The following is a 24781-nucleotide window of genomic DNA, read 5'->3' on the forward strand; positions in this document are numbered from 1 at the left end:
ATTAGGCGCTTTGTTGTTTTTAGGGTTATGAACCTGTAGAGCGAACGCTCATTTGCTATTTGATCCATCCGCTATTTCGGACTGGCTGACCAAACAGGTGAGCGCACGGTGCCACTACTAGGTACGTTTATAGCGCTACCACCAGCGAGAGACTTAATCGTCAACATGCCTTTGCCGCCTTGTCTTGAAGCATAGACCACGCGCTTGCCATTGGGTGAAAAGCTAGGTGCTTCATCGATACCGGTGTTGCCTAAATTTGCGGTGACCGCACCGCCACTATTCATAATAGCTGCAGAGCTGCCGTTCAAAAAGGCAATTTGTGAGCCGTCACTACTGAACTGTGGGCTTGTCGCGTAGCTGCTGTTAGAGACTTTAGTGACGCGCCCTGAGCCAAACTCATAACGATAGATTTGCGGTCTGTTAAAACCTGCTTTGTCGGAGACAAAAACAAACGATTGACCATCAGGAGCGTAGCTTGGCTGTACTTCGCTGCTCGGCCAACTGACAAGCTTTTGAAGGTTGCCGCCATTAGCGCTTATCTGATAGATATCCGCGCTACCCTCAAAGCTGCTAGAGAAGAGGATTTTGCTCCCATCAGGAGAGAAGGAGGGGCTTAGATTGCTACCTTGATAGTTAGCTACCGCAGTAGCGCCGCCGCCACTTACGTTTTGAACATAGATGATGGGATAGGACTTCTCGCGCTGGATGGAGTAAGCGATACGGTTGCCATCAGGGGACCAAGCTGGCGAGAAGATAGAGCCTTTTACCTCTGTCATGACTCTCGCATTCTCACCATCAGCGTCCATGACTTTTAAACGTGAGATTTTGTCACTGCCAACGCCAGTCTCTTCGATATAAGCAATACGGCCCGAAAAGTCACCTGGCGTACCAGTGATAAGCTCGTAGATTTTGTCAGCTATCACGTGACCGGCATAGCGCATACTCTGCGCGTCATTGTTAGCCGTCAAGCTTTGTTTGCCTTGGATGATACGACCAGACTTAACATCGATAACCTCATAATCTGTGATCACTTGACCGCGATTGCTGCGAGTACTACCGACGACTAAATAAGGGATACCTAAGCTTTGCCATACTGGCAGAGTGCCTGCAAGCTCACCACTATTACGTGGCTGCTGCGGTAAGCCTTGGCTGGTGACCTTTAATTCGGTTCGGCTCAAATCATTTAAGATAATAGAAGATAAGACATTGTCACCAGCAAAGGGGACAAAGGCGACTTGGTTTTGTTGTCTTGGCGCAACCACCGTGACGTCGATCTCCATAGGTGCAGCAGTAGCAGAATATAAAGGAGCGAACAGCAATGGCGTAACCAATAGCGAAGCCGAAGCTAGGTTTAACGCGGAGAAGGTAGTGAGCTTTGAGGTTGGTAGCTTTAAAGATAATAGTTTCATAGGTGAATACCCTAAGTTAAAAATTTTAAAATAATCGGCGGTATGAGATAAATATCAGAAAGCTCCAGTGTTGCCTTCTTTGACACTAGGCTTTAAATCCTTTTTACCTTAATCTATTGAACCATAACGTTGATAGTTAAAGCCGCAAATCTGGCAGGGTTGGTCAAATCAATAGGTAGAGGGCTTGCGGCAAAAGCGGCTTGTTCTGCCGCATCATTAACCGCACTATTAGCGCCGGTAGCTTTGGCGGATAATACGTTACCTTGATTATCTAATCTTAAAGCTACTTTAGCAGTAATACCTTGGGTTTCAAGCGGTGCTTTTAAGTTTCTCTGAATTTTAGCAGCTATGCTGTTCTTAAAATCGCCCGCAGAAGCCGAAGCGCTACTACGGGTACTGGCAGGCTTGCTATCAGCTGGTCTGCTATCAGCCGTGGATTGACCGTCTGATAAGTCAAAGGTTTTACCTGCGCTGCTGGGAAGTCCTGTTTCTATCTCTATATTACGATCCGTTTTGCTCGGGCGATTGATTCTAGGGTTTGTCGTATTTTTTTGTTTATCACGATACTCTTTGAGTCGTTCACGCTCTTTTGCGTCATCTTCTTGCTGACGTTGTTCGACTTGCTCAAGTCTCTCGCTCGCTAATGCCTCTGCCTGAGCGTTCCACTCTGCTAGGTTGCGCTCGTAAGCGGCCGATTGCTCAGCCAATCGTTGCTGCTGATTTTCGCTCATCAGTATAGGCTCATCGGCAGCGTCATCAGAGCGCATAAAAACAGGTACCCTTTGTGAGCTTGACGTCGCAGACTCTGAGGGGGCTGTAGGCGGGGTGCTAGCCGTACTAGCTGTACTTTCAGAGGTTTCAGCGGGTAAGATGCTGTTCGCTTGACTGGCCGCTTGGGCTGCTGCGCGGTTACTCAATATCTGAGCCTGCATCTCAGCTAACTGCTCAGGCGATACCATAGTGGTCTCAATCGCGCCGCTTGTCTCTAGACTTGGCTGCTGATAGGTGTAGATCAGCAGGCCGATCACTATACCGTGCGCCAGCAAGCTGAGCAGCGTAGGCAAGGTTAGCCCATCACTGTCAGGCGGAGTAGGTATATAGACGAGAGGTGCATTATTCATAAGTATGAGTAGTCATGTGAGCTTGAAGGTAGATATCTAGAACAATTCAGATCAGGCTAAAAAGTAGCCGTATAGACCATTATTATAAAGGATAACGGTAGCATTTACTTATTGCGGCTTCTTACTGCGGCATAGGTAAAGGCGGGCCGGTGAGTAGTCCGACTTTTTCAATACCCGCTTGCTGCAAGCTTGCCATGAGTGCCACGATAGCGCCGTATTGATTGTTTTGATCGGCATTGATCATAATCTGTATGGGCTGGCCTGTTTCATTATTACTTTGAGTTTGTAGATTGAATAAAGTGTTAATCAGCTCAGGCTCACTGACAGGCACATCTACATTATCCTCATAACTGATAAAAATCTCACCATTATCAGTTAAAGAGACGATAATTGGCAGCTGGTTTTGGCTCATGTTTGCTGCTTGCTCTTTGGGTAAGTCTACTTCTACACCTGTGGTCAGCATCGGCGCTGTCACCATAAAAATCACTAACAGTACGAGCATCACATCGATATAAGGCACGACGTTCATCTCGCTGTTGAGCGTGGCATTTTGGCGCTTATAAGGACTTGGCTTCATAGCGGATTGCTCTGATTAATGTGCGCAGTACGAGGAGTCGCGATTTGACTTTCGGTACTGGTTTCGCGCTGTAGCATGCCGGTCATCTCATCACAAAATAAGGCACGCGACTCGTAAAGCCGTGCTGACTTAGCCGTGAAGTGATTGAAAGCTAACACTGCTGGAATCGCGGCAAATAGCCCCATAGCAGTGGCAATCAATGCCTCAGCGATACCGGGTGCGACAGAGGCGAGGGTAGCTTGCTCGGTTTGTGATAAACCTAAAAAAGCATTCATAATACCCCAAACGGTACCAAATAAACCGACATAGGGCGCGACCGAGCCGATACTTGCCAGCGTAGTCAGACCTGACTCTAAGAGCTGCTGCTGACGGCCAAGACCAACGCGCAGCTTACGCTCAACGCCGTCGATAATATCGTCTTTAGGTTGGCGCTTTTTGTGCATTCTTAGATATTCAGAGAACCCCACATAAAAAATCTGCTCAAGGCCTTGTCGATCAGGCGAGCCTTGAACGCCTTGGTAGAGCTTTGCTAGATCTTCGCCTGACCAAAACCAAGTCTCAAACTGCTCATCGAAGCGTTTGGCACTGCCTAAACGTGCGCTGAGCCGAAAGATAACCACCCAACTGAGCAGTGAAGCCAATAACAACAAAGCCATCACGATCTGTACCAGCAGGCTCGCTTGGGTGATAAGGTCGATAATATTTAAAGATTCAGGCATCTAATGGACTCGCATAATGGACGATAGCTAGCAATATAAAACAATAGTATTGACGATATAAAGCAAGTTCAGGCAATAAAGCCAAAAACAATCAGCATGAAAAGGCTTCTAAGTCATCTTCACTCGTTAGTGTACGTTTAAATGATAAAAAGGTCATTATTAATGTGTTTAATAATTGCTAATGATTGATTTTTCCAAATAACGAGTGACAAGAAGTCGTAAATATAATAGAGTTTCGCTTGCAGGTTGAATTGTAGTTTTAACTTACTAAATTGTCACAGAGTATGTTTTTTTATATACTAGGCCGTGAGGCAAGTTATCACTAATTTTTAAACGTGTTTATTCTACAAAGTACCACTGCCGATAGCGACAACCTTGTCATAGCTAAAGCACTGTAAAACGCAAAACCGGAGGTATCACCAAAGGTTTTGTCACTGAGAATGAGATCATAATGACGTCAACTTTATCTTAAAGACGGAGGCGAGACTTCTAAAGACGTTACGCTATCAACTCATTCGGCTAGAATGACTAAACTAGATAAGCTTCTTCTCGTATCGCTTAAAAACCATTCTACACCCCATCATGCATTAGCAGCATGATGATAAAGCATGTTTAAAAATACCTTCTCTGGGTTAACAGTACCAAAACAGTTTTTGGTAGAGATAACGCCTTGATTGACCTGTTAAACACTAAGGTTTTAGTTTGGATGCGATACTTAATTAATGCAACTGGGAAGCGACACTATGAACGCAATTAAAAGATATTATGGAATCACAGGTGACAACACCACCATAAAAACAGAACTACTCGCCGGTTTAACTACCTTTTTGACCATGGCTTATATTATCTTTGTCAACCCGAACGTCTTAGCAGATGCGGGTATGGATAAAGGTGCGGTCTTTGTCGCGACGTGCTTAGCTGCGGCGATTGGTTGTTTTATTATGGGTATTTATGCCAAGCTGCCAGTCGCGCTAGCTCCGGGCATGGGTCTTAACGCCTTTTTTACTTACGGCGTAGTGCTTGGTATGGGCTATACTTGGCAGATCGCACTTGGCGCGGTATTCTTATCTGGGTGTATCTTTGTACTTTTGAGTCTGTTTAAGATACGCGAAATCATTATCAACTCCATACCCAACTCACTAAAGCAAGGAGTGGTCGCTGGTATTGGCGCGTTTTTAGCTTTTATCGCGCTACAAAGTGCTGGCGTCATCGTCAATAACGATGCCACTTTGGTTGGCCTAGGGGATATGACGACCTTCTCTCCTGCTATGGCAGCTTTTGGTTTTATTGTTATTATCGCTTTGGCTTATAAAAAAGTACCAGGCGCGGTAACTATTGGTATTTTACTCGTCGCGCTTATTAGCCTATTAACTGGCAATACTCAATTCACCAGTATTGTCTCAGCGCCGCCTTCTATGGCACCGACTTTTATGCAAATTGATATTGCAGGCGCTCTAAACGTTGGCATGATCAGTGTTATCTTTGCTTTTTTATTCGTTGATTTATTCGATACTGCAGGGACTTTGATTGCGACTACCAGTCAAGCCGGCTTGGTCGATAAAAATGGTAAGATTCCTAATATGGGCAAGGCACTGTTAGCGGATTCTACAGCGACAGTTGCTGGTGCGGCGCTAGGTACTTCATCGACAACCAGCTACGTTGAGAGTGTCTCTGGTATTGCAGCGGGTGGTCGTACGGGCTTAGTTGCGGTGACGGTCGGGGTGCTATTTTTACTGAGTACCTTCTTTGCACCACTTGCTGGTATGATTCCCGCTTATGCTACTGCCGGCGCTATCTTTTATGTCGCAGTACTGATGCTAGCTACGCTAAAAGACGTAGAATGGGTAGATTTAACTGAGGCTGGACCCGTCGTTGTCGTACTACTATTTACGCCTTTAACGTATTCTATCGCCGATGGTATCGCGCTTGGATTTATCACTTACACGGCTGCTAAGGCGTTAACCGGTAAGTTTGCTGATATTAGTATAGCGGTCTGGATCTTAACGATAGTACTGCTTGCGAAGATTATCTTTGTTTAGAGTCTAGCGAGTCATTATAATTTTATAAACTTATAACTCTATCAAAGCGTTATCATTATCTAACCCTTTTTATCAGATCTTGATAAGAAGGGTTTTTTTATGCAGCTTTGAAGGCTTTTTTTTGAGAGGTTTACCGGATGAAACGCACTGATTTATAAGGTACAGTTGTCGTTTATTAGCCATAAACTGTCTGATTATGAAAATGGGTATAGACACAGAGTAGTCAAAGAGTAAATAGAAAAGGGTACCTTAAGCGTCAATAGCAAGATGAATATGGTATCTAACTGTTTTTAAAGGTAATAATGGTTGAAAATAAATGTTGGTTAGGCATAGTTTGAAAATTTTTTTCGTGATAATATGGCGACGTTAAGCGCATCACCTCAAGCAACGCCGTAGAGGTTTTTCTTACAGTGAATTGGCGACACCCTGATCATGTTTTTGCTGCTATTAGACCCATCCGCTCAGACTATGATCGCACTCCTTCACTACCGACAAGAAGAAGGCACTAATGCCGCTTAACGTTAATTTGCCTTTGTATTGTTAACGTAGTCCGTTTAACACGCAACGATCTACTTAACCGCATCCAGCTTTTGCTGGATTTGCTCGTTTTGTGATAGCGCTGTCTGATCTTTTATAATTTGGTTTTTTTGTCTTTATCTATAGCTATTTTACAGATCGCTTTTGGAGAGTTATTTATCTTCTCTATATAAGCGGATAGTTATATTTTATAACGTTTTAAATAACTAAAAATACCAGTATAAAGATATGAGATTATAAAAATCCTGACGCTCTATTTATCATAGTTTTTAGACGATAATTATGGAGTTGGTATGCACCCAATAGATCAGTTTACCCCGCAAGAGCCTATACTATTTCAGCCAACAGAGCTGCTTTCACCTGATTATATTAAGCAATCAAGCGATGAGCTGTATGCGCGTATCTCGCCATTATACAGTGTCGATGAAGAGCGCTGGCTATCAGAGCTACTACCTTTGGCAAAGCCGACCGAGGCTGAGCGCGATGCAGCAAGTGAGCAGACGCGCAAGCTCGTTGAGTATGTGCGCCGTGATAGTAAGTCAGTCAAGATGGTGGACTCGCTTTTATTAGAGTACAGCTTAGATACGCAAGAAGGTATCTTGCTGATGAGCTTGGCTGAAGCCTTAATTCGTGTACCAGATAACTATACGGCTGACGCGCTGATTCGCGACAAGATGAGCGTGGCCGATTGGAAAAAACATCTCAAAGATAATAATGGCATGATGGTCAACGCCTCGACTTGGGGGCTGATGATGACCGGGCGGGTGGTTAGTATAGATAGCAGTACGACCGCGTCAGGGTTTTTGGATCGCATGACCAAAAAGATGGGCGAACCTATGATTCGCGCGGCCATGCAAAAAGCGATGCGCATTATGGGTTATCAGTTCGTGCTTGGCGAGACGATTGAGGAGGCGAATCGTAATAGTCAGCCTTATCGTAATAAAGGCTATACCTATTCATTCGATATGCTCGGTGAAGCGGCCATTACCAATAAAGATGCTGAAAAGTACTTCAATGATTATCTGCATGCGATTAAATCTACGGCGAATATCAAAGTAAAGGAGGGCATGCCTAAGCCTTCGGTTTCTATCAAGCTATCCGCACTACACCCGCGTTATGAGGCAACTCAAGAATCACAGGTGTTTGGACGCTTGCGTCAGCGCTGCCTGCTACTCATTGAGGCGGCACGCGAAGTCAGTGTTGATTTGAGTATTGATGCCGAAGAAGCCGATCGCTTAGAGATCTCTTTAAAGCTCTTTGAATCCCTATACCGCGATCCTATCACTGCTGGCTGGGACGGTCTGGGTCTTGTGGTACAGGGCTACTCAAAACGTGCCATCGCAATATTTGCTTGGCTTGCGCGCTTAGCGACTGAGGTTGGCGACCGTATTCCGCTACGTCTGGTTAAAGGCGCTTATTGGGATACTGAGATCAAGCTTGCGCAACAAAAAGGCCTATCAGGCTATCCGGTATGGACACGTAAAGAAGGTACAGATACTGCATATTTAGCCTGCGCACGTTTTTTACTCTCAGATCATCTGCGTGGTTTGATTTGGCCGCAGTTTGCCACTCATAATGCGCATACTCTGGCGTCTGTCATGACTATGAGTAGCCACAGAGACTTCGAGTTCCAGCGTCTACATGGTATGGGCGACGCACTCTATGATCATATTTTACAAACCTATCAGATACCAGTACGTATTTATGCCCCAGTCGGCGCGCATCAAGACTTGCTGCCGTACTTAGTGAGACGTTTACTAGAAAATGGTGCCAATAGCTCATTTGTACACCAGCTATTAGATAAGTCTTATCCGATCGATAAGCTCACTGTGCATCCGTATGATAAGCTCGTAGCGAATGAGCACTTACACAACCCAGAGATTCCCTTACCGCTAGAGATATATGGCGAGCGTGAAGCGAGCTATGGCCCTAATATATTTGTCGACTCCCAGTGGCAGCCTTTTGATGCGGCGATTGCTGAACAGCGCAAAAAGACTTGGACAGCGACCTCAATCATTGATGGTCAAGCGATTAGCGAATATACAAAAGAGGGCGCTACTCATCAGCTCGAGAGTCAAAATGTCCTTGCGCCTTGGAATCATAATGTAAAAGCTGGCGAGGTTCAGTATGCCAATGCTGAGATTGCCAATCAAGCCATTGAGGCAGCCGTTGCCGGTCAAGCCGCTTGGCAAGCGGTTCCTGCCGCAAGACGCGCTGAGATACTACGAAAGACGGCAGACTTGTATGAAGAAAACTACGCGGAGCTGATGGCGCTTTGTCAGCTCGAAGCGGGTAAAACTATGCAAGATAGTATCGATGAGATCAAAGAGGCGGTGGATTTTTGTCGCTTCTATGCGGATGAAGCCGAGCGTTTAGCAGCTGAGGTCCATGAGATAACTGACTTATCAGGCAAATCGCTTCGTCAAGTCTATAAAGCTCGCGGTACTTTTGTTTGCATTAGCCCATGGAACTTCCCTTTAGCGATTTATACCGGTCAGATAGTTGCCGCGCTCGCTGCGGGTAATACGGTGGTGGCAAAGCCAGCTGAACAGACCAGCTTGATCGCGCATTTCGGCGCTCAGCTCATGTATCAAGCAGGTGTGCCGTTCGAGGCATTACAGTTCGTCGTTGGCGCAGGAGAGGTTGGCGGTGCTTTGACGGCATCAGATCAGATTGCAGGCGTCATCTTTACTGGCTCAACGCAAACTGCTCAGCGCATTAACCAAAGCCTAAACAATCACGCGCAGACCAGTGGTGAGCTGCCGATATTGATTGCCGAAACTGGTGGGCAAAACGCAATGATTGTCGATTCAACCGCATTGCCTGAGCAAGTGGTGACTGACGCAGTATTATCTGCGTTTGGCTCAGCCGGTCAGCGCTGCTCAGCTTGTCGTATCTTATGCGTGCAAGAAGATGTCGCCGATGGCATTATCGAGCTGCTACAGGGGCATATGGCAGAGTTGGTCGTGGGCAATCCGACTTATGTCTCAACCGATGTCGGCCCTGTCATCGATAGTGATGCCAAAAAAGGACTAGAAGCCCATATCGAACGTATGCAGTCTGAGGCGACCGCGACTATCTTGGGGCAGACCCCTATGAGCGCAAGCTCAGTCGTTAGTGAAGATGAGGCAACCTTTGTACTGCCTACCGCGATTGAAGTAAACAGTATCGATGTTATCGGTGGTGAGCACTTTGGCCCGATCTTGCATGTACTACGCTATAAAGCGCGTGACCTTGATAAGCTAATAGATGCAATCAATGGTACAGGCTTTGGTCTGACTTTGGGTATCCATAGCCGTATAGAAAACATCGCCGAGCATATCGAGCGCCGAGTAGTCGTTGGCAACACTTACGTCAACCGTAACCAAATCGGTGCAGTAGTCAACGTTCAGCCTTTTGGTGGTACAGGTCTCTCTGGTACAGGACCTAAAGCTGGCGGACCACATTATGTTGCACGTTTAATGAAGCTTAGCACTGAGCAAGGCGCTGCAGGCAATACTACTCATAGCACAAACACTCAATCAACCACACAGACACAGCTCGCATAAGGAGTAGCAAGATGGCAAATGAATTCAAAAAAAATCATGCTGAGGTTTGTGAAGCTTGGCGATTATTAGGCGCAGTTGAGCGCTCGGTGTACTTAGAAGCTGCGATACCTAAGCTTGCGCTGTTAACAGGTGATGCCAATAAAGCGCGCAAGCTATTTTATCATTTACTTAGCAGCGCGCCGAAGCTTGATGAAGTGCAGCGGATGATCGGCGCTACGGGCGAGTCTAACGATCTATATGTCACCGCTCGCGGCAAAACTATGGTTATCGGCGGCGAATCTGCAAGAGCGATGGCGGTATTAGGTCAGCTCATTGCAGCACTACTGACCGGTAATGAGGTAATTATGCACTGCCCAAGCCAAGTCGATATGTGCGAAGAAGCAGCTAAGTTACTCTACAATGTCGGCATCAGCGATGATGTGCTGAGCGTTGCTAATGACTCACAAACGATCACCTTGTTGTATATTGATCGCCTTGCACAAGTAGCAGTCGCAGGTAGCCAAGCAGAGGTGCAAAGTATCAGTCAGGAGCTTGCCAACACAGATGGTATTTTGACACAAGTGATAGCAGTGACTGATATGGAGGGCTTCTCTGAGATGTTAAGCCTCGATTATCTGCACCGCTTCGTCACTGAGCGTGTTATCACTATTAATACGACCGCTATCGGTGGTAATGCCAGCTTACTTGAGCTTGGTAATGACTAATCGTTTAAAGAAAGGTCTGTAAGTTTAGAGGTTTCGGCCAGCGTTTGTTTATCAGTTGTTTTGATAAATGAGCGCTGGCCTTTTTATGCCTTGACCAATAATAAATGCTAAGCGTCTTAGAGTTTAGGCGTTTTATATGCCAAGCGTTTTAAGTTTTTTAATATAAATGCTGTTTTTGAGTTGTATAATAATTAAAGATAATGCTAACATTACAATGTTAACCAAATAGTCAGCTTTAACAAGTAGCTTTGATTGGTTAATCAAAATACGGAATAGTGATTGGCTACAAGCCAAAGTAAACGGACGTTTTTTCAATCTTCGTAGCTATATAAGCGCTTAAAGTGCATTGATAGATACTGAAGCTCCATCCTCAATAAAGATTAAGTCTGAACCAGTCAGCAGTCTCATAGGCAGTCAGCTTATTCAATACCTGTATAGCTATCAGTATTGATGTAGGTATGATGATCGTCGTCGTATAAATTTTATTATTACAATAATTGAATACTACCTTATGGCAGTGTCGCTGCGTGCGCCTGACCTTTGATATATTGATTGTTAACGTATTATTATCCGATTAAAGATAAATTTTATTTATCTCCTTTTTATCCAGACAGCCGAGTACAGCTATGATTCATTTTTATCTAAATGGCAAGCCGCATCAAGTGCGTGATCTTAACCCTAATACTACCGTGCTTGAGTATTTGCGCTTGCACGAGCGTCAAACCGATACCAAAGAAGGCTGCGGTAGTGGTGATTGCGGGGCTTGTACCATCATGGCTCAGCGCTTGCCGTCGCAAGCGGGTACTGAGAGTGAGCCTTTTTTTACTTTCAACTCTTGTATCACACTACTGTCACTAATGGATGGTCATCATTTATTGACAGCCGCCTACCTAGCAGATAACCCTGAAAACCATCCTGATCGGGCACTATTGCATCCTGCGCAGCAAGCGATGGTTGAATGTCACGGCTCGCAGTGCGGGTTTTGTACGCCAGGCTTTGTGATGTCATTGGCGAACCTATACGAAAACAATCGCCTGCAGACACAGGATAATGCAAACGCCGCTAATTTTAGCTACGATGAGATCGTCGCTTCTATATCTGGCAATCTATGCCGCTGTACCGGCTATCGGCCTATTATCGATGCTGGTTTAAAAATGCAGCAAATCGGTCAACAGCTCGATAGCGCAAATACGCCGTCCAAAGCGCTCACTCTAGCAACAGATGCTATGGCAAGTCATGCTGCTCAGAAAACCGATACTGATAAGGCCGAGTCGAACGCTCAACTACGTACTATAGAGCCTGCCTTGATTGATGGCTCAAAGCAGCTATTTATACCACGTACTGTCAGCGAGCTGAATCAATTACTCGCTGTGTATCCTACTGCCACGATATGGGCGGGAGGTACTGATTTGGGACTGACCGTTACTCAGCGCTTGATGGATCATGAGGTTATTATTCAGCTCTCAGCGCTCGATGAGCTACAGCAGTGGTCGCTCTCAGAGTCTGCCGATAATCAAGAGTTAACGTTCGGCGCGGGCATGACTTATAAGCAAATGCTGCCGATTCTAGAGCAGCACTTTCCTGCTTTTGCTGATTTATTTGCGCGAACGGCCTCACCGCAGATCCGTAATATGGGTACGCTTGGCGGCAATATTGCCAATGCCTCACCGATTGGTGATCTGCCGCCTGTGTTGTTAGCATTAGAGGCGCGAGTGCATCTACGCCACTGTGATGTCATCAATGAAGAGACGGATGCTGATAACGATAGTAAAAAATCATTTGCAGTCTCTGATGAAACCATCTCTTTGGCTGAGTTTTTCCTAGATTATAAAAAAACCAAATTGCGTCCAGGCAGTTATGTAGTCGGGGTGCATATTCCTTTAATGCAAGCGCATCAGCACCTATTTATTCACAAAATTAGTAAACGTTATGAGGACGATATCTCAGCTTGTCTATTGGCAGCGAGAATTGATTTATCAGCAGATAACTCATCGATTGCTAATGCCAAAATCGGTTTAGGCGGTATGGCTGCTATTCCTCTGTTAGCGCAGCATTGCCAAGACGCGCTTATCGGTCAGAAAGTTAACATCGCAAGTTTTAAGATGGCAGCAGATGCCATGCCTTTGGATGTGTCACCCATGACGGATGTTAGAGCTAGCCGCGAATATCGTATGCATGTGGTACAGCGCTTACTAGTCAAGTGCGCCAAGCAGTTAATGACTGAGTTACCAACGCAGGGAGCAGCATAATGAGTCATCATTCAAGCCTTTTTGATAGCTATAAAATTCGCCGAGTACGTCCACCCAAAAACAAAATCGGCAGCTCCGCTAAGCATGATAGTGCCATTAGTCACGTAATGGGAACGGCGACCTACGTCGATGATATCTTAAAGCCGCAAGGTACGCTGCATCTGGCAGTGGGCAAAAGCACGCACGCTCATGCGCGTATTATCAGTATGGACTTAGATGCGGTGAGAGCGGCTGACGGGGTGGTTGATGTTTTAGTGTTTAAAGACTTGCCTGCGGCAACGGATATCGGACCTGTGTTTGATGGTGATCCTTTGATGGTAGATAGCATCACTGAATACGTCGGTCAGACGCTATTTGCAGTAGTGGCAACGAGTCACCGCGCAGCAAAAAAGGCCGTTTTGGAAGCGAAAGTCGAATATGAGCCGTTGCCTGCGATAGTGACGGTTGAGCAAGCGCTTGAGCAAGAGCAGTTTGTACGTCCAAGCCACTTTATGACGCGAGGCGATACGCAGTCAGCTTTAGAGAATGCTCCTAAGCGCTTGCAAGGTCATATCCATATGTTAGGGCAAGAGCACTTCTATCTAGAGGGGCAAGTGTCTTATGTCACACCTTGTGATGATGGCGGCCTTGAGGTTTATACATCCTCTCAGCATCCAAGTGAGGTGCAGCAGCTAGTCGCTGAAGTCACCGATCTGCCTTTTCATGCAGTCAGTACGGTCGTGCGCAGAATGGGTGGCGGCTTTGGCGGTAAAGAGACGCAAGCGGCGGCTTGGTCATGTCTGAGCGCTATCGTTGCCAAACGTCATAATGTGCCTGTGAGTATGCGCTTGGATCGTCAAGACGACATGGTGGTCACCGGTAAGCGTCATGAGTTCTCTAATCGCTACGAGGTCGGTGTTGATGAGTCTGGACAGATCCTAGGCGTCGATATGCAGCTGTCAGGGCTGTGTGGTTATTCGCCAGATCTATCTGACGCTATTGTCGATCGCGCGATGTTCCACTGTGACAATGCTTACTATTATCCTGCGGCAAAAGTTGCCGGCCACCGCTGCAAAACGCATACGGTCTCAAACACCGCTTATCGCGGATTTGGGGGGCCACAAGGTCTAATGACTGCTGAATATATGATGGATCAAATTGCTTATACGTTAGGTAAAGATCCGCTAGAGGTGCGCCTAAATAATCTTTATCAAGATGGTCAAACCACCCATTATGGTCAGCCAATTGAGCATTTTGATTTGGCCACTTTGATGGACAATCTAGCGAAAGACTGTGATTACGATAAGCGTCGTCAGCAGATAATGGCGGCTAACGAAAAGGCTCAGGCTGAAGGTAGCGACAAGCGTTTAGGCATAGCTTTAACGCCTGTCAAATTCGGCATCTCTTTTACCGTGCAGCATCTTAACCAAGCAGGCGCGCTAGTGCACATCTATACCGATGGCACCATTCAAATCAACCATGGCGGTACAGAGATGGGGCAAGGCTTATACATTAAGATTGCCCAGATCGTCGCCAATGAATTCGAAGTGGACTTAGATACGGTCAAGGTCACTGCAACGCGCACTGATAAAGTACCGAATACTTCGCCAACCGCTGCCTCTTCAGGTACGGATATCAATGGTAAAGCCGCACAAAACGCTTGCCTTACCGTGAAAGGGCGCTTAGTTGAGTTTGCCGCTGAGCACTTTGCAGTATCGTCTGATAGTATCAAGTTTGAAAATAATCATGTGCAGATTGGCGATAAAGAGACCTTAACGTTTGCAGAGCTGGTACTCCTTGCCTATCAGCACCGCATTAGCCTCTCTGCTACTGGCTACTATAAAACGCCAAAGATATTTTACGATCGCTCCAAAGCTTGGGGTCGGCCTTTCTTCTACTTTGCCTTGGGCGCGTCTTGTGCAGAAGTAGAGATTGACACTATGACGGGCGAATATAAGGTGCTGCGCTGCGATATCTTGCACGATGTCGGGCAGTCAATTAATCCCGCTATTGATATTGGACAGATTGAAGGCGGTTTCGTACAAGGCATGGGCTGGCTTACCACAGAAGAGCTGACATGGGATGACAAAGGCACGCTAGCTTCGAACAGTCCTGCTAATTATAAAATTCCAACGTCGCATGATCTGCCAAAACAGTGGAGCGTCAAGCTATTCGATCGCAAAAACGAAGAGCAGACTATTTATAACTCAAAAGCGGTAGGCGAGCCGCCCTTTATGCTAGCCGCTAGTGTTTGGTGCGCGATCAACAATGCGGTGGCAAGCTTAGCGGATTATAAAGTAAACCCTGATCTGACTATGCCTGCCACTAGTGAAGCGGTGCTAAAAGCAGTAATGCGATTGCAAGGGGAGGAGTGGGAGATACCTGTAAGAAAAAATCCTACTGATGACATAAATACCGATAGTCACCCAGAAGTCAAAGAGCAGTTCAGCGCCGATGGCAAAGTGAAGATGGATAATAAAGATAAAGCGCAGCCAGTGCCACACGCTGAGGACACCAGTCCCCCTAAATCGGCAGGCGAGCACGATGACGAGCAGCCTGAGGCAATAAAAGATCCTAATGTCTCAGTCGCTAGGGGTCCGGCCCACAGTGAGTAATTTATCTGTATCGGCCATGCCGCCTGAACGTTGGTACGAGGCTCTAGCGCGCTATCAGCAGCAGGGGGCTGCGCATGTATTGGCGACTGTCGTTGCGGTGAACGGTTCAGCGCCAAGGGCGCTGCAGGCGAAGATGGTTGTGACCGGAGATGATTTTAGCGATACGTTAGGCGGCGGCGGTCTTGAGCATGATGTTATCAGCACCGCAAGACAGCTGCTCACTGGCGAGCTTGAAACCGATGTGGGCACAACCGCCAAAACATCACAAAAAGCGCGCTCTGAGAAGGCAAAAGCTGCGCGCCGTGATGCGGTCTACACTAAACACTATCCATTAGGCGCTAAGCTGGCCCAATGCTGCGGTGGTAGTGTGACCGTTATGTTTGAGTGCTTTAATATCACGCCGCCTTTGTCGATACTAGTATTTGGCGGCGGTCATGTGGCAGCGGCTTTGATGACGATATTAGCAGAGCTGCCTTGTCAGGTAGATTGGGTGGATAGCCGAGCTGAGAGGTTCGATCAGTATCTATCGGTTGAGTCTACGATTAAGAGTACACAGAGTGTAGATGAGCCTACTTATCGCTTGCCAAAGCACATTCGCGTACATATCGATGACGAGCCTGTGGATTTTGTTCGCCCTTTTATAGAGCAAGGCGGTAAACGCTTTATGCTGGTTATGACCCATGATCATAATCTTGATTTTGAGTTAGTGCGTGCAGCATTAGACGTACTCAAAGCGGACGACGAGATAACCTTTGAAGACAGCTCAATGCTTGATAAAAATAATACTGAGCTCATAAATAACTCTATCAAAGGATCATCTCCTTATATTGGCTGTATCAGTTCTGCGACTAAGGCTAAGCGCTTTTGTGATCGCTTGCTACAGCGCGGCTATAGTGAGTCATTGGTTAAGAGAATCACTATGCCCATAGGCTTGCCTATAGGGGGTAAAGAGCCGATGGCAGTGGCGGTATCTATCGCTGCACAAATTATGCAGCAGTATCATCAAGCGTGAGCAATCCATATACCACTCCCGGCTGTTTAACTTTACAATCTATCACTACTGAGCTATCTGTAAGTGCCAATTAAGAGTACAACATAGCCATAAAAAGTAACTTTTTAAACGACTTTAATCCTTTTTATACTGATCATAGCCTATGGACATCAGTGCTATGAATAGAGTGGTGAGACTTTTTTATGACTATCCATATTTATCAAGCGCAATTATTACATTACCTGACCCAAGATGATTATGACAAAAGAATAGCACGCACTAATTCTGAGAGCTCGGATGGTCTCGAGACTACAGTTGTCCAAAAAAACATAACGCTATTACCGGTAGTGGCTGGCGTAACCGTCTATCCTGAATATATCGCCAAGGGTGCATTAGTCGTCGATGACGCCACGGGTCTCGTGGTTGATTACGGTCATAAACACGCTATTTTATTGAGTTACGCTAATGATCAAGAAGGTCAGGAACCCGTAAAAATCCATGATTATCAAGATAAGCTAATCATGCCAGGTTTTATTGATACTCACGTACATTATCCGCAGATAGACATGATTGCGTCTTACGGTGAACAGTTGCTTGATTGGCTCAATAACTATACGTTTGTCACCGAAGCAAATTTCGGTGATCCAAAAGTTGCACATGATACGGCACAGTTCTTTTTAAATCAGCTTTTTGCTAATGGTACGACGACCGCGCTAGTATTTGCCACAAGCCACCCTGAGTCTGTTGAGGCGTTCTTTTTAGAGAGCGAAAAACTTAAGACACGGATGATTACGGGTAACGTACTGATGGACACCAATGCGCCTGAGCATCTGTGTGTATCTACAGAGCAGGGTATCCGCAATAGCCAAGATATCATCGATAAGTGGCATAATCGTGGTCGTCAGCATGTCGCTATTACTCCAAGGTTTGCGATTACCTCAACGCCTAGACAGCTGCAAATGGCAGGCGAGCTTTACGCCAGCTATGATGACGTGTACTTACAAACCCACCTAGCCGAAAACCGTGATGAAGTCGCTTTTGTCCGTGAGCTGTATCCCAATCACAAGGGCTACCTCGATGTCTATGCGGATATGTCACTATTAGGCCGCTATACGACGCTGGCACACGGTATCTATCTTGAGACATCGGAGTACGAAGTGCTGCGCGATACTGGCACTCAGATCGCTCACTGCCCAACGTCCAATTTGTTTTTAGGTAGTGGGCTATTTGATTTACCAAAGACGTTGAGCTACACCGGAGTCAGTATCGCCACCGACGTCGGCGCGGGCACCAGTCTATCAATGCTGACGACGTTAAATGAAGCCTATAAAGTCCAGCAACTCCAGAGCAATCCGCTATCCGCGCATCAAGGCTTGTATCAGATTACTTTAGGTAACGCGCAGTCACTAGTACTAGACGATAAAATTGGTAACTTTATGCCGAATAAAGAAGCCGATTTCGTGGTGATTGACTTAGCAGGCACAGCGTTATTAGAGCGCCGCATGAGTCAGACGAAAACTCTTGAGGAGCAGTTATTTGTCTTGATGATGCTAGGCGATGACCGAGTGATTGATGAGACTATCATTGCTGGGGTGAGTCGATATAAAAAGCTTAGCGCTTAAAAGGCGACTTTAGAGATAGGGTTTGGCATAGCGCTATAATTTGATATAGTCAGAGTATGTTTACTAGGGCGTGTTGAACATTCGCAAATAGGCACTGCTGATCGCTAAAATTGTTCCAGACAAGGCACAAAGCGACGATAATGCAGATGCCTTAACGAGACTTGTAACGCAGTATGGGGCAATTTTAGCATCAGCCCTCACGACAACAACAGGGACAGGACTCTTTTTTGCCGCTTCATCGTTAAAAATAAGCGCTTAGAATGACTAAACTTATTATTTTTAACATCGAAACGCCTAAAAAATAGTCGCTGTCAGTGCCATGGTCGAATGTTCAACACGCCCTAATCTACTTAGTAAATATGCTCTGGCTTTTTTGTATTTATAAGCTTGAAATTAGCTTTTTTCAAAGCGGTACTTTGTCTCAAATGACGGTCTCAAATGACGGTCTCAAATGACGGTCTCAAATGACGCCTAATCTACTAAATTTAATGAGTATCTATTAAATGCAAAAACGCTTAGTCAAAATTCTACTATTTGCTATTCTAGCCTCAGGCATTTCACTGGCTGTATTGATAGCCGTTTATTGGGCATCTGACAAAAGCGTTAAAGCGCTTAAAAAATGGCAACTGCCTAACAGCGAGTTTATCAAAATCGATGGCATGCAAGTTCATGTACTGCGATCGGCTAAATGCGCTAATGCAGATACCGCAGAGACTATCGTCTTACTACACGGTACTTCGGCGAGCTTACATACTTGGCAAGGCTGGATGGATGAGCTTAGTGATGAGTACTGTGTGGTGAGCATGGACTTGCCAGGATTTGGGTTGACCGGTCCTTATGCCAATGACGCCACCCAATACACTAGCGCCAATTATGCTGATTTTGTGATACAAGTTTTAGACCAGTTAAATGTAGATAAGGTAATCTTAGCGGGTAATTCTTTAGGCGGCAAAATCGCTTGGCGTACGGCAGCGCTTTATCCTGAGCGCGTTGATACCCTTATTTTAGTCGATGCCGTTGGTTATCGGACCACTCCCAAAAGCATTCCTATTGGCTTTAGGCTCGCCGCTTATCCTATCCTAAAACCTATTTTGAGCAATATTTTACCGCGCAGTGTGGTCAAAAAGAGCATTCTCAGTGTCTATGCTGATGATAGTAAAGTCGATAACGAACTAGTAGATCGTTATTACGATTTATCCCTGCGAGAGGGTAATCGCAGCGCGCTATCGGACCGCTTGCGTGAGTTTGATAACTTTGAAGATCAAGCTCAAATCAAATCATTAATACAGCCTACGCTGTTACTATGGGGCGCACAAGACTATCTCATTCCCGTCGAAAATGCTTATCTCTTTCATCAAGATATTGCTAATAGTCAGCTCAAGGTATTTGAGGATTTAGGACATGTACCGCATGAAGAAGATCCACAAGCGACAGTCGCTGTGGTTAAAGATTTTTTAGCGCAGACTGATTAGCGCATCAGCCTATTAGCAATTAATAATTTAATAAGGTTTACTATTAATGATAGCTCTAAATTGACACATACTGATAATAATGAAGAGGGTGTGGTAATCTAGTGTCAGTATAAGTGTTGCAACCAAAGCAAGGGGCTGGTATGGCTTTAAATATGTACTACAAGAACGGCTTGTTTCGAAAAACACGCTGCCAAATCTCTGATAAGCTCGTACCTACGCTGTATCAGGTTCATAACAATGCCGACTTTCCGCAATTAACTTGGCTGATCGATACGCTCTATGACAACCCACAGATCGAGCCTAATATCGCCAAGGCTTTAGCTGAAGAGATGGTAGCGTTTGAGCGAGTGATACTCTCTTTGCAACTGCCTTTTCCTAGAGTCCCATTACAAAAGCTGCAAGACTTCTTTGCAAAGGCAGCTAGAGATCAGCGGACGATTTATAGCAGTAGCGATTGATTATTTCAACAGCTCCTATATCTTTATAGTGTTTTTAAAACAGCTTTTTAAAAGGTTAAAAGCTAATTTAAGCTACCAAGCAAACACCTTAACCACCTTGAATCCCGCCGAAAATACCCCCATACTCTTAGCACTTATAAACAATAAATAGCCTAAGCAAATATGTCTAATACTTTAAAAGATGCGCCAAACTTAGCAGAGAATAACTCAGCAAAAGATCTAAATGATACGATTCGTAATCTAGCTCAGATAGCAGATAAAGATAGCCTTACAGAACTACCTGTGTTGGCGAAAGACAGCCACTACTTAAGCCGGTTAGAGCGTGAGCTGGCACGCGCGGCGGTATCAAAAAACAAAAATTCAAATACTGATGATAAGCAAGACAAAGCGCAAAAAGAGCTGGCTAAAAAGCGCGCGCAGTACGATAAAATCAAAACGCGCTCACAGCAGGTTGTGCAGTCGCGTATCGATAGTATTCCTGATGATTTGCCAGCCACCTTAAACCTAGATTTGCCTGTCAGTCAGCGCGCTGATGACATCGTGCAAGCCATCATTGACAACCAAGTCATCATCGTCGCAGGGGAGACAGGGTCTGGTAAAACCACACAATTACCAAAGCTTGCGATGCTAGCGGGCCGCGGTATAACAGGGCAGATTGGGCATACGCAGCCGCGTCGTCTTGCTGCACGTAGCGTCTCTAACCGTATTGCCGAAGAGCTTGGCGAGAAGTTGGGTAATACCGTTAGCTTTAAGATTCGCTTTAACGAACAGGGGTCAGCGCAGTCGGTTGTCAAATTGATGACCGATGGTATCTTGCTCGCTGAGCTTGGTCATGACAGGTTTTTGAGTAAGTACGATACGATTATTATCGATGAGGCGCATGAGCGTAGTCTTAATATTGACTTTATTATGGGTTATCTCAAAAAGCTGCTGCCTAAGCGCCCTGATCTCAAAGTTATTATTACCTCAGCGACACTCGATACCCAGCGTTTTAGCGAGTACTTTAGTTATTATGATAACAAGCTCAAACGAAAAATCCCTGCGCCGATTTTTAACGTCGAGGGTCGCAGCTTCCCCGTTGAAGTGCGTTATCGTCCGCTAACTGATGAGCCAGTAACCAGCTCAGATGACGACAGCTATGATGACTTCGAAGAGAATCTACCGCGAGCAGTCGTTGCCGCAGTGGATGAGTGCTTCACCGATGCACAAAGCAAAGGCCATGCCGATCAAGCAGATATCTTAATCTTTGCCGCAACCGAAGCTGAGATTCGAGAACTGCAAGATGTACTGGTTCGTCATGGACCTAAGCATACCGAAGTGCTACCGCTGTTTGCACGTCAAACTTATGAAGAGCAGCAGCGCATCTTTCAGCCCTCTGGCCGCGGACGCCGTATCGTCATCGCCACTAACGTTGCCGAGACCGCTCTAACGGTACCCGGTATTCGCTACGTGATTGACTTGGGCTTTGCGCGCATATCACGCTACTCTTATCGCTCGCGCGTACAGCGTTTGCCGATTGAAGCGATCTCACAAGCGGCTGCCAATCAGCGTAAAGGTCGCTGTGGTCGTGTCGCACCGGGCGTTTGTATTCGTCTGTATTCTGAGGAGGACTTTAGCGGTCGCCCTGAGTTTACCGAGCCTGAGATACTGCGAACCAATCTTGCATCCGTTATATTGCAGATGGCAAACCTGCGTTTAGGTAGCGTCCAGAATTTTGAATTTATCGAGCCGCCCGATAGCCGTTTGGTGACTGATGGTCATAAATTGCTTGACGAGCTTGGCGCAATTACCGCCAAAAATGACAAAGCTAACCTACCCAAACGCAAACAAACTTTGGATCATCTGCGTCTGACTCGTATCGGGCAAAAGATGGCGCGTATGCCTATCGATCCAAGGCTGGCACGTATGCTGGTTGCCGGTAGCGACTACGATTGTATTCGCGAGATGCTGATTATCGTTGCGGCTCTAGCAGTGCAAGATCCACGCGAGCGTCCTGCGAATAAACGCCAACAGGCCGATCAAAAGCACGCTGAATTTCGTCAAGATGACTCGGACTTTTTGTTTTACTTGAGTCTTTGGAAGGCGCTATTTGAGGCTGACGAGCACGGTAACAAACTCTCTGGCAATCAGCGTAAAAACTTCACCAAAAAGAACTATCTTAGCTTCCCGCGCGTGCGTGAGTGGAATCAAACCCATCGCCAATTGGTGCAAATGGTCACTGATTTAAATCTAACCGATGTAAAAGAAGTAAAGGGTAATAGTAAAACTAAGCAAAAAAACGCTAAAAACAATAATGATGCTAAAACTACAAGTAAAAAAATAAGCAATCCAAAAAAGCTAAGCGGCGATCCCACGCTGGTTGAAGATGAAGACATCAAAGCGGTTAAGTACGCCAATCTACATCGGGCGCTACTGACAGGCCTGCTCTCGACCATCGCGCACAAAACAGAAAGCCGTGGCGAGTATCTAGCCGCGCGTCAACAAAAAGCCAAAATATTTCCCGCTAGTACTGTATTTAAACAAGTACCGCCTTGGGTGATGGCTTTTGAGGTCGTCGAGACCTCGCAGGTGTTTATGCGTACCGTTGCCAAGATAGAACCTGAATGGATTATCGCTGAAGCGGGTAATTTGCTCAAATATCATTACTTCGAGCCGCATTGGTCAAAGAAGACCGGACGCGTCAAAGCCTACGCACAGATCAGTCTGTTTGGCCTGATTATCATCTCTAAGCAGCTGACTAACTATGAGCAAGTCAACCTCTCTGAGTCGCGCGAGATCTTTATCCGTGACGGCTTAGTAACGGGTAATTTGGGTCGGCAAGCGCCGTTTTTGCAGCATAACATGGATAAAATTGCTCATGTTGAACGCATTGAGGACAAATTGCGGCGCCGCGATTTACTCGTTGATGAAGAGGCGCTGTATCAGTTTTATGATAAAAAAGTTCCTGAGAACGTCGCTAGCCGCAAAGCCTTTGAAGATTGGCGCGCGGAGATGGAAAAAAGCGATCCTAAGTATCTATTCTTTACCGATGACGATGTGCTTAACAGTCAAGCACCGACTACCGGCGACTTTCCTGAGATTTGGCAGTTAGGCGATTTGCGCTTGCCACTGCGTTACGTGTTTGATCCTGCCAGCGACGATGATGGGGTGACCATTCGGGTGCCACTTGCTGCACTACCGCAGCTTGATGCTATCGAGCTGTTATGGGGCGTACCGGGTTGGCGCTATGAGCTAGTACTGCAACTGCTCAAATCCTTGCCAAAAGACATTCGCCGTCAAATCGTACCGATTCCAGATACCGCGGATAGTTTGTTTGATGAGCTCGAGCCTGAGGGCGAGCAAGGTCTGCTTAAGCAGCTTTGCCATGCGCTGAATCGCCGCGGTATTACCTCGGTGACGCCTGACAAATTTGATCCCTCATCTATCGATCGTTACTTGCAGCCGCAGATATCAGTCGTCGATGACAAAAACCGTATTATCGAAAAGGGGCGTGATCTGCAAACGTTGCAAATCCGTCATGCCAGTGAGACCAGTCAAGCGGTGACCGAACAGCAAGGCGCGCATACGAGTTTCCCTGAGCACTTTACCTTTAGCAAAAACCGCCATAGCGCAGGCGTGGTGATGAAGCAGTTCTCTGCTTTGGTCGCCGACGAAGCAGGTACCGCGGTATCGATTCATCAATATACTGATGTCAATGCCGCCTTGGAGGCGCATCGCACGGGAGTATTAACCTTAATCAAAGCTAAGCTTGGCGCAAAGAAAAAACAGCTGACTAGCCAAATCGATAAGATATTCAAAATGGCTTTTGCACCTTTAGGTGATATGGAAAAGCTGAAGACTATCGTTATCGATGCCGCGCTCGATGCCACTTTAGAGGAGCACTATGTCTTATTCGATCATAGCTCTGACTTACCTGAGAGCGCTGATAGTATCGCGGTTGACTTGAGTGAGGAGCTGCCTTTTACCAGCGAGGAGTACCAACAGACTGAAAAAGTTGTAGTCAGTAACTTCCTACTGACAGGACAAAGCGTCATCAAAATCTTAAAAGAAGTCTATACGCGCTGGCAGCGTATTCGTCAGAGCCTATTGATGCTCGATCAAGAAGTGTTTGGCGAGTCCATCGATGATATCGAGGATCAGCTATCGGACTTGTACTTAGCGGATTTTGTTTATCGTATGGACTACAGTCATTGGCAGCAGTATCCGCGTTATCTAGAAGCACTAGAGGTGCGAATTGAGCGGCTTGAGCATAACCTTGAGTCGGATCTCGAAGGCGTTTATGCGCTCGATGTGCATATGGAGCGACTGGCTAATCGTGCGAGCGACGCTGCTATCAGTAAGTACCGCTGGATGGTGGAAGAATACCGTATTCAGCTCTTCGCCCAACCGATGAAAACGCGTATGGCGGTCTCACCAAAGCGTCTTAAAAAGGTTTGGGATGAGACGCGTTAAAAAATTACATGCTAATTTTAGCGTCGCAAGTAAAAATTCCTTAAAGGGAATTTTTTGGACGCGTTAAAAAATTGCATGTCGCCAGAAAATCATAGATTTTCTCTTGCGCTAGGATAAAGGTCCCCCAAACCTTTATTATTTCCTAGTTCATAGCGTCGCAAGGAAGCTTTTGTTTAAGCGAGATTTAAATAGATTTTTTTGGACACGTAAAAAAATTGTACTGCTCACTCCAAAACTTGACATGTTGCTCTGATTAAAGTTCTTACTTATAAGTTTGCTAAACAAGGAT

The 24781-nt window shown here is 46.0% G+C and carries 14 protein-coding genes; 10 read left to right on the forward strand and 4 right to left on the reverse strand.

The genetic code is table 11. The features are described from left to right. Positions 1-71: 71 nt before the first annotated feature. The 4 genes from W234_RS0101970 to tolQ all read right to left on the reverse strand — a co-directional run bounded on the left by W234_RS0101970 (position 72) and on the right by tolQ (position 3826). Positions 72-1409 carry a PD40 domain-containing protein gene (locus W234_RS0101970; protein WP_025644231.1) on the reverse strand — a complete coding sequence of 446 codons (1338 nt, stop codon included), beginning with the start codon at positions 1407-1409 and terminating at the stop codon, positions 72-74. 113 nt (positions 1410-1522) lie between these two features. After that, positions 1523-2530, reverse strand: a complete 1008-nt coding sequence (locus W234_RS0101975; protein ID WP_025644233.1) for a TonB C-terminal domain-containing protein — start codon at positions 2528-2530, stop codon at positions 1523-1525. Positions 2531-2651: 121 nt separating this feature from the next. Next, positions 2652-3107 carry a protein TolR gene (gene tolR / locus W234_RS0101980; protein ID WP_025644235.1) on the reverse strand — a complete coding sequence of 152 codons (456 nt, stop codon included), beginning with the start codon at positions 3105-3107 and terminating at the stop codon, positions 2652-2654. Continuing rightward, positions 3104-3826 (reverse strand): protein TolQ, encoded by a 723-nt coding sequence (tolQ, locus tag W234_RS0101985; protein ID WP_025644237.1) that lies wholly within the window; start codon positions 3824-3826, stop codon positions 3104-3106. The genes tolR and tolQ overlap by 4 nt, the downstream gene beginning before the upstream one ends. 743 nt (positions 3827-4569) lie before the next feature. On the opposite strand from tolQ, the gene W234_RS0101990 reads away from it, so the two are divergent. The 10 genes from W234_RS0101990 to hrpA all read left to right on the forward strand — a co-directional run bounded on the left by W234_RS0101990 (position 4570) and on the right by hrpA (position 24492). Continuing rightward, the gene (locus tag W234_RS0101990) at positions 4570-5865 is read left to right on the forward strand and encodes an NCS2 family permease (RefSeq protein ID WP_025644240.1); all 1296 of its coding nucleotides are present in this window, start codon (positions 4570-4572) and stop codon (positions 5863-5865) included. Between the two features lie 830 nt (positions 5866-6695). After that, positions 6696-9950 (forward strand): bifunctional proline dehydrogenase/L-glutamate gamma-semialdehyde dehydrogenase PutA, encoded by a 3255-nt coding sequence (putA, locus tag W234_RS0101995; protein ID WP_025644241.1) that lies wholly within the window; start codon positions 6696-6698, stop codon positions 9948-9950. An 11-nt stretch (positions 9951-9961) separates the two neighbouring features. Next, entirely contained in the window at positions 9962-10654 is a 693-nt protein-coding gene (locus W234_RS0102000; RefSeq protein ID WP_025644242.1) for a 1-pyrroline-5-carboxylate dehydrogenase, read from the forward strand. Positions 10655-11280: 626 nt separating this feature from the next. After that, the gene (xdhA, locus tag W234_RS0102005) at positions 11281-12903 is read left to right on the forward strand and encodes a xanthine dehydrogenase small subunit (RefSeq protein WP_025644244.1); all 1623 of its coding nucleotides are present in this window, start codon (positions 11281-11283) and stop codon (positions 12901-12903) included. Further along, complete coding sequence (gene xdhB / locus W234_RS0102010; protein ID WP_025644247.1) at positions 12903-15497, forward strand: xanthine dehydrogenase molybdopterin binding subunit; 2595 nt, start codon at positions 12903-12905, stop codon at positions 15495-15497. The genes xdhA and xdhB overlap by 1 nt, the downstream gene beginning before the upstream one ends. Then, positions 15490-16509 (forward strand): XdhC family protein, encoded by a 1020-nt coding sequence (locus W234_RS0102015; protein ID WP_025644249.1) that lies wholly within the window; start codon positions 15490-15492, stop codon positions 16507-16509. The genes xdhB and W234_RS0102015 overlap by 8 nt, the downstream gene beginning before the upstream one ends. 182 nt (positions 16510-16691) lie before the next feature. Beyond that, entirely contained in the window at positions 16692-18110 is a 1419-nt protein-coding gene (guaD, locus tag W234_RS0102020; protein ID WP_025644251.1) for a guanine deaminase, read from the forward strand. A 503-nt stretch (positions 18111-18613) separates the two neighbouring features. Then, entirely contained in the window at positions 18614-19582 is a 969-nt protein-coding gene (locus tag W234_RS0102025; RefSeq protein WP_025644253.1) for an alpha/beta fold hydrolase, read from the forward strand. A 140-nt stretch (positions 19583-19722) separates the two neighbouring features. Next, positions 19723-20040, forward strand: coding sequence for a hypothetical protein (locus W234_RS0102030; protein WP_025644255.1), 318 nt, complete (start codon positions 19723-19725; stop codon positions 20038-20040). 162 nt (positions 20041-20202) lie between these two features. Next, the gene (hrpA, locus tag W234_RS0102035) at positions 20203-24492 is read left to right on the forward strand and encodes an ATP-dependent RNA helicase HrpA (protein WP_025644257.1); all 4290 of its coding nucleotides are present in this window, start codon (positions 20203-20205) and stop codon (positions 24490-24492) included. Positions 24493-24781: the final 289 nt, after the last annotated feature.

Source organism: Psychrobacter sp. TB15, assembly GCF_000511655.1.
Taxonomy (GTDB): Bacteria; Pseudomonadota; Gammaproteobacteria; order Pseudomonadales; family Moraxellaceae; genus Psychrobacter; species Psychrobacter submarinus.

Excerpts from the sequence above, each read along its gene's own strand:
- W234_RS0101970 (WP_025644231.1), bottom strand. The coding sequence starts at position 1,409 with ATGAAACTATTATCTTTAAAGCTACCAACCTCAAAGCTCACTACCTTC.
- W234_RS0101975 (WP_025644233.1), bottom strand. The coding sequence starts at position 2,530 with ATGAATAATGCACCTCTCGTCTATATACCTACTCCGCCTGACAGTGAT.
- tolR (WP_025644235.1), bottom strand. The coding sequence starts at position 3,107 with ATGAAGCCAAGTCCTTATAAGCGCCAAAATGCCACGCTCAACAGCGAG.
- tolQ (WP_025644237.1), bottom strand. The coding sequence starts at position 3,826 with ATGCCTGAATCTTTAAATATTATCGACCTTATCACCCAAGCGAGCCTG.
- W234_RS0101990 (WP_025644240.1), top strand. The coding sequence starts at position 4,570 with ATGAACGCAATTAAAAGATATTATGGAATCACAGGTGACAACACCACC.
- putA (WP_025644241.1), top strand. The coding sequence starts at position 6,696 with ATGCACCCAATAGATCAGTTTACCCCGCAAGAGCCTATACTATTTCAG.
- W234_RS0102000 (WP_025644242.1), top strand. The coding sequence starts at position 9,962 with ATGGCAAATGAATTCAAAAAAAATCATGCTGAGGTTTGTGAAGCTTGG.
- xdhA (WP_025644244.1), top strand. The coding sequence starts at position 11,281 with ATGATTCATTTTTATCTAAATGGCAAGCCGCATCAAGTGCGTGATCTT.
- xdhB (WP_025644247.1), top strand. The coding sequence starts at position 12,903 with ATGAGTCATCATTCAAGCCTTTTTGATAGCTATAAAATTCGCCGAGTA.
- guaD (WP_025644251.1), top strand. The coding sequence starts at position 16,692 with ATGACTATCCATATTTATCAAGCGCAATTATTACATTACCTGACCCAA.
- W234_RS0102025 (WP_025644253.1), top strand. The coding sequence starts at position 18,614 with ATGCAAAAACGCTTAGTCAAAATTCTACTATTTGCTATTCTAGCCTCA.
- W234_RS0102030 (WP_025644255.1), top strand. The coding sequence starts at position 19,723 with ATGGCTTTAAATATGTACTACAAGAACGGCTTGTTTCGAAAAACACGC.
- hrpA (WP_025644257.1), top strand. The coding sequence starts at position 20,203 with ATGTCTAATACTTTAAAAGATGCGCCAAACTTAGCAGAGAATAACTCA.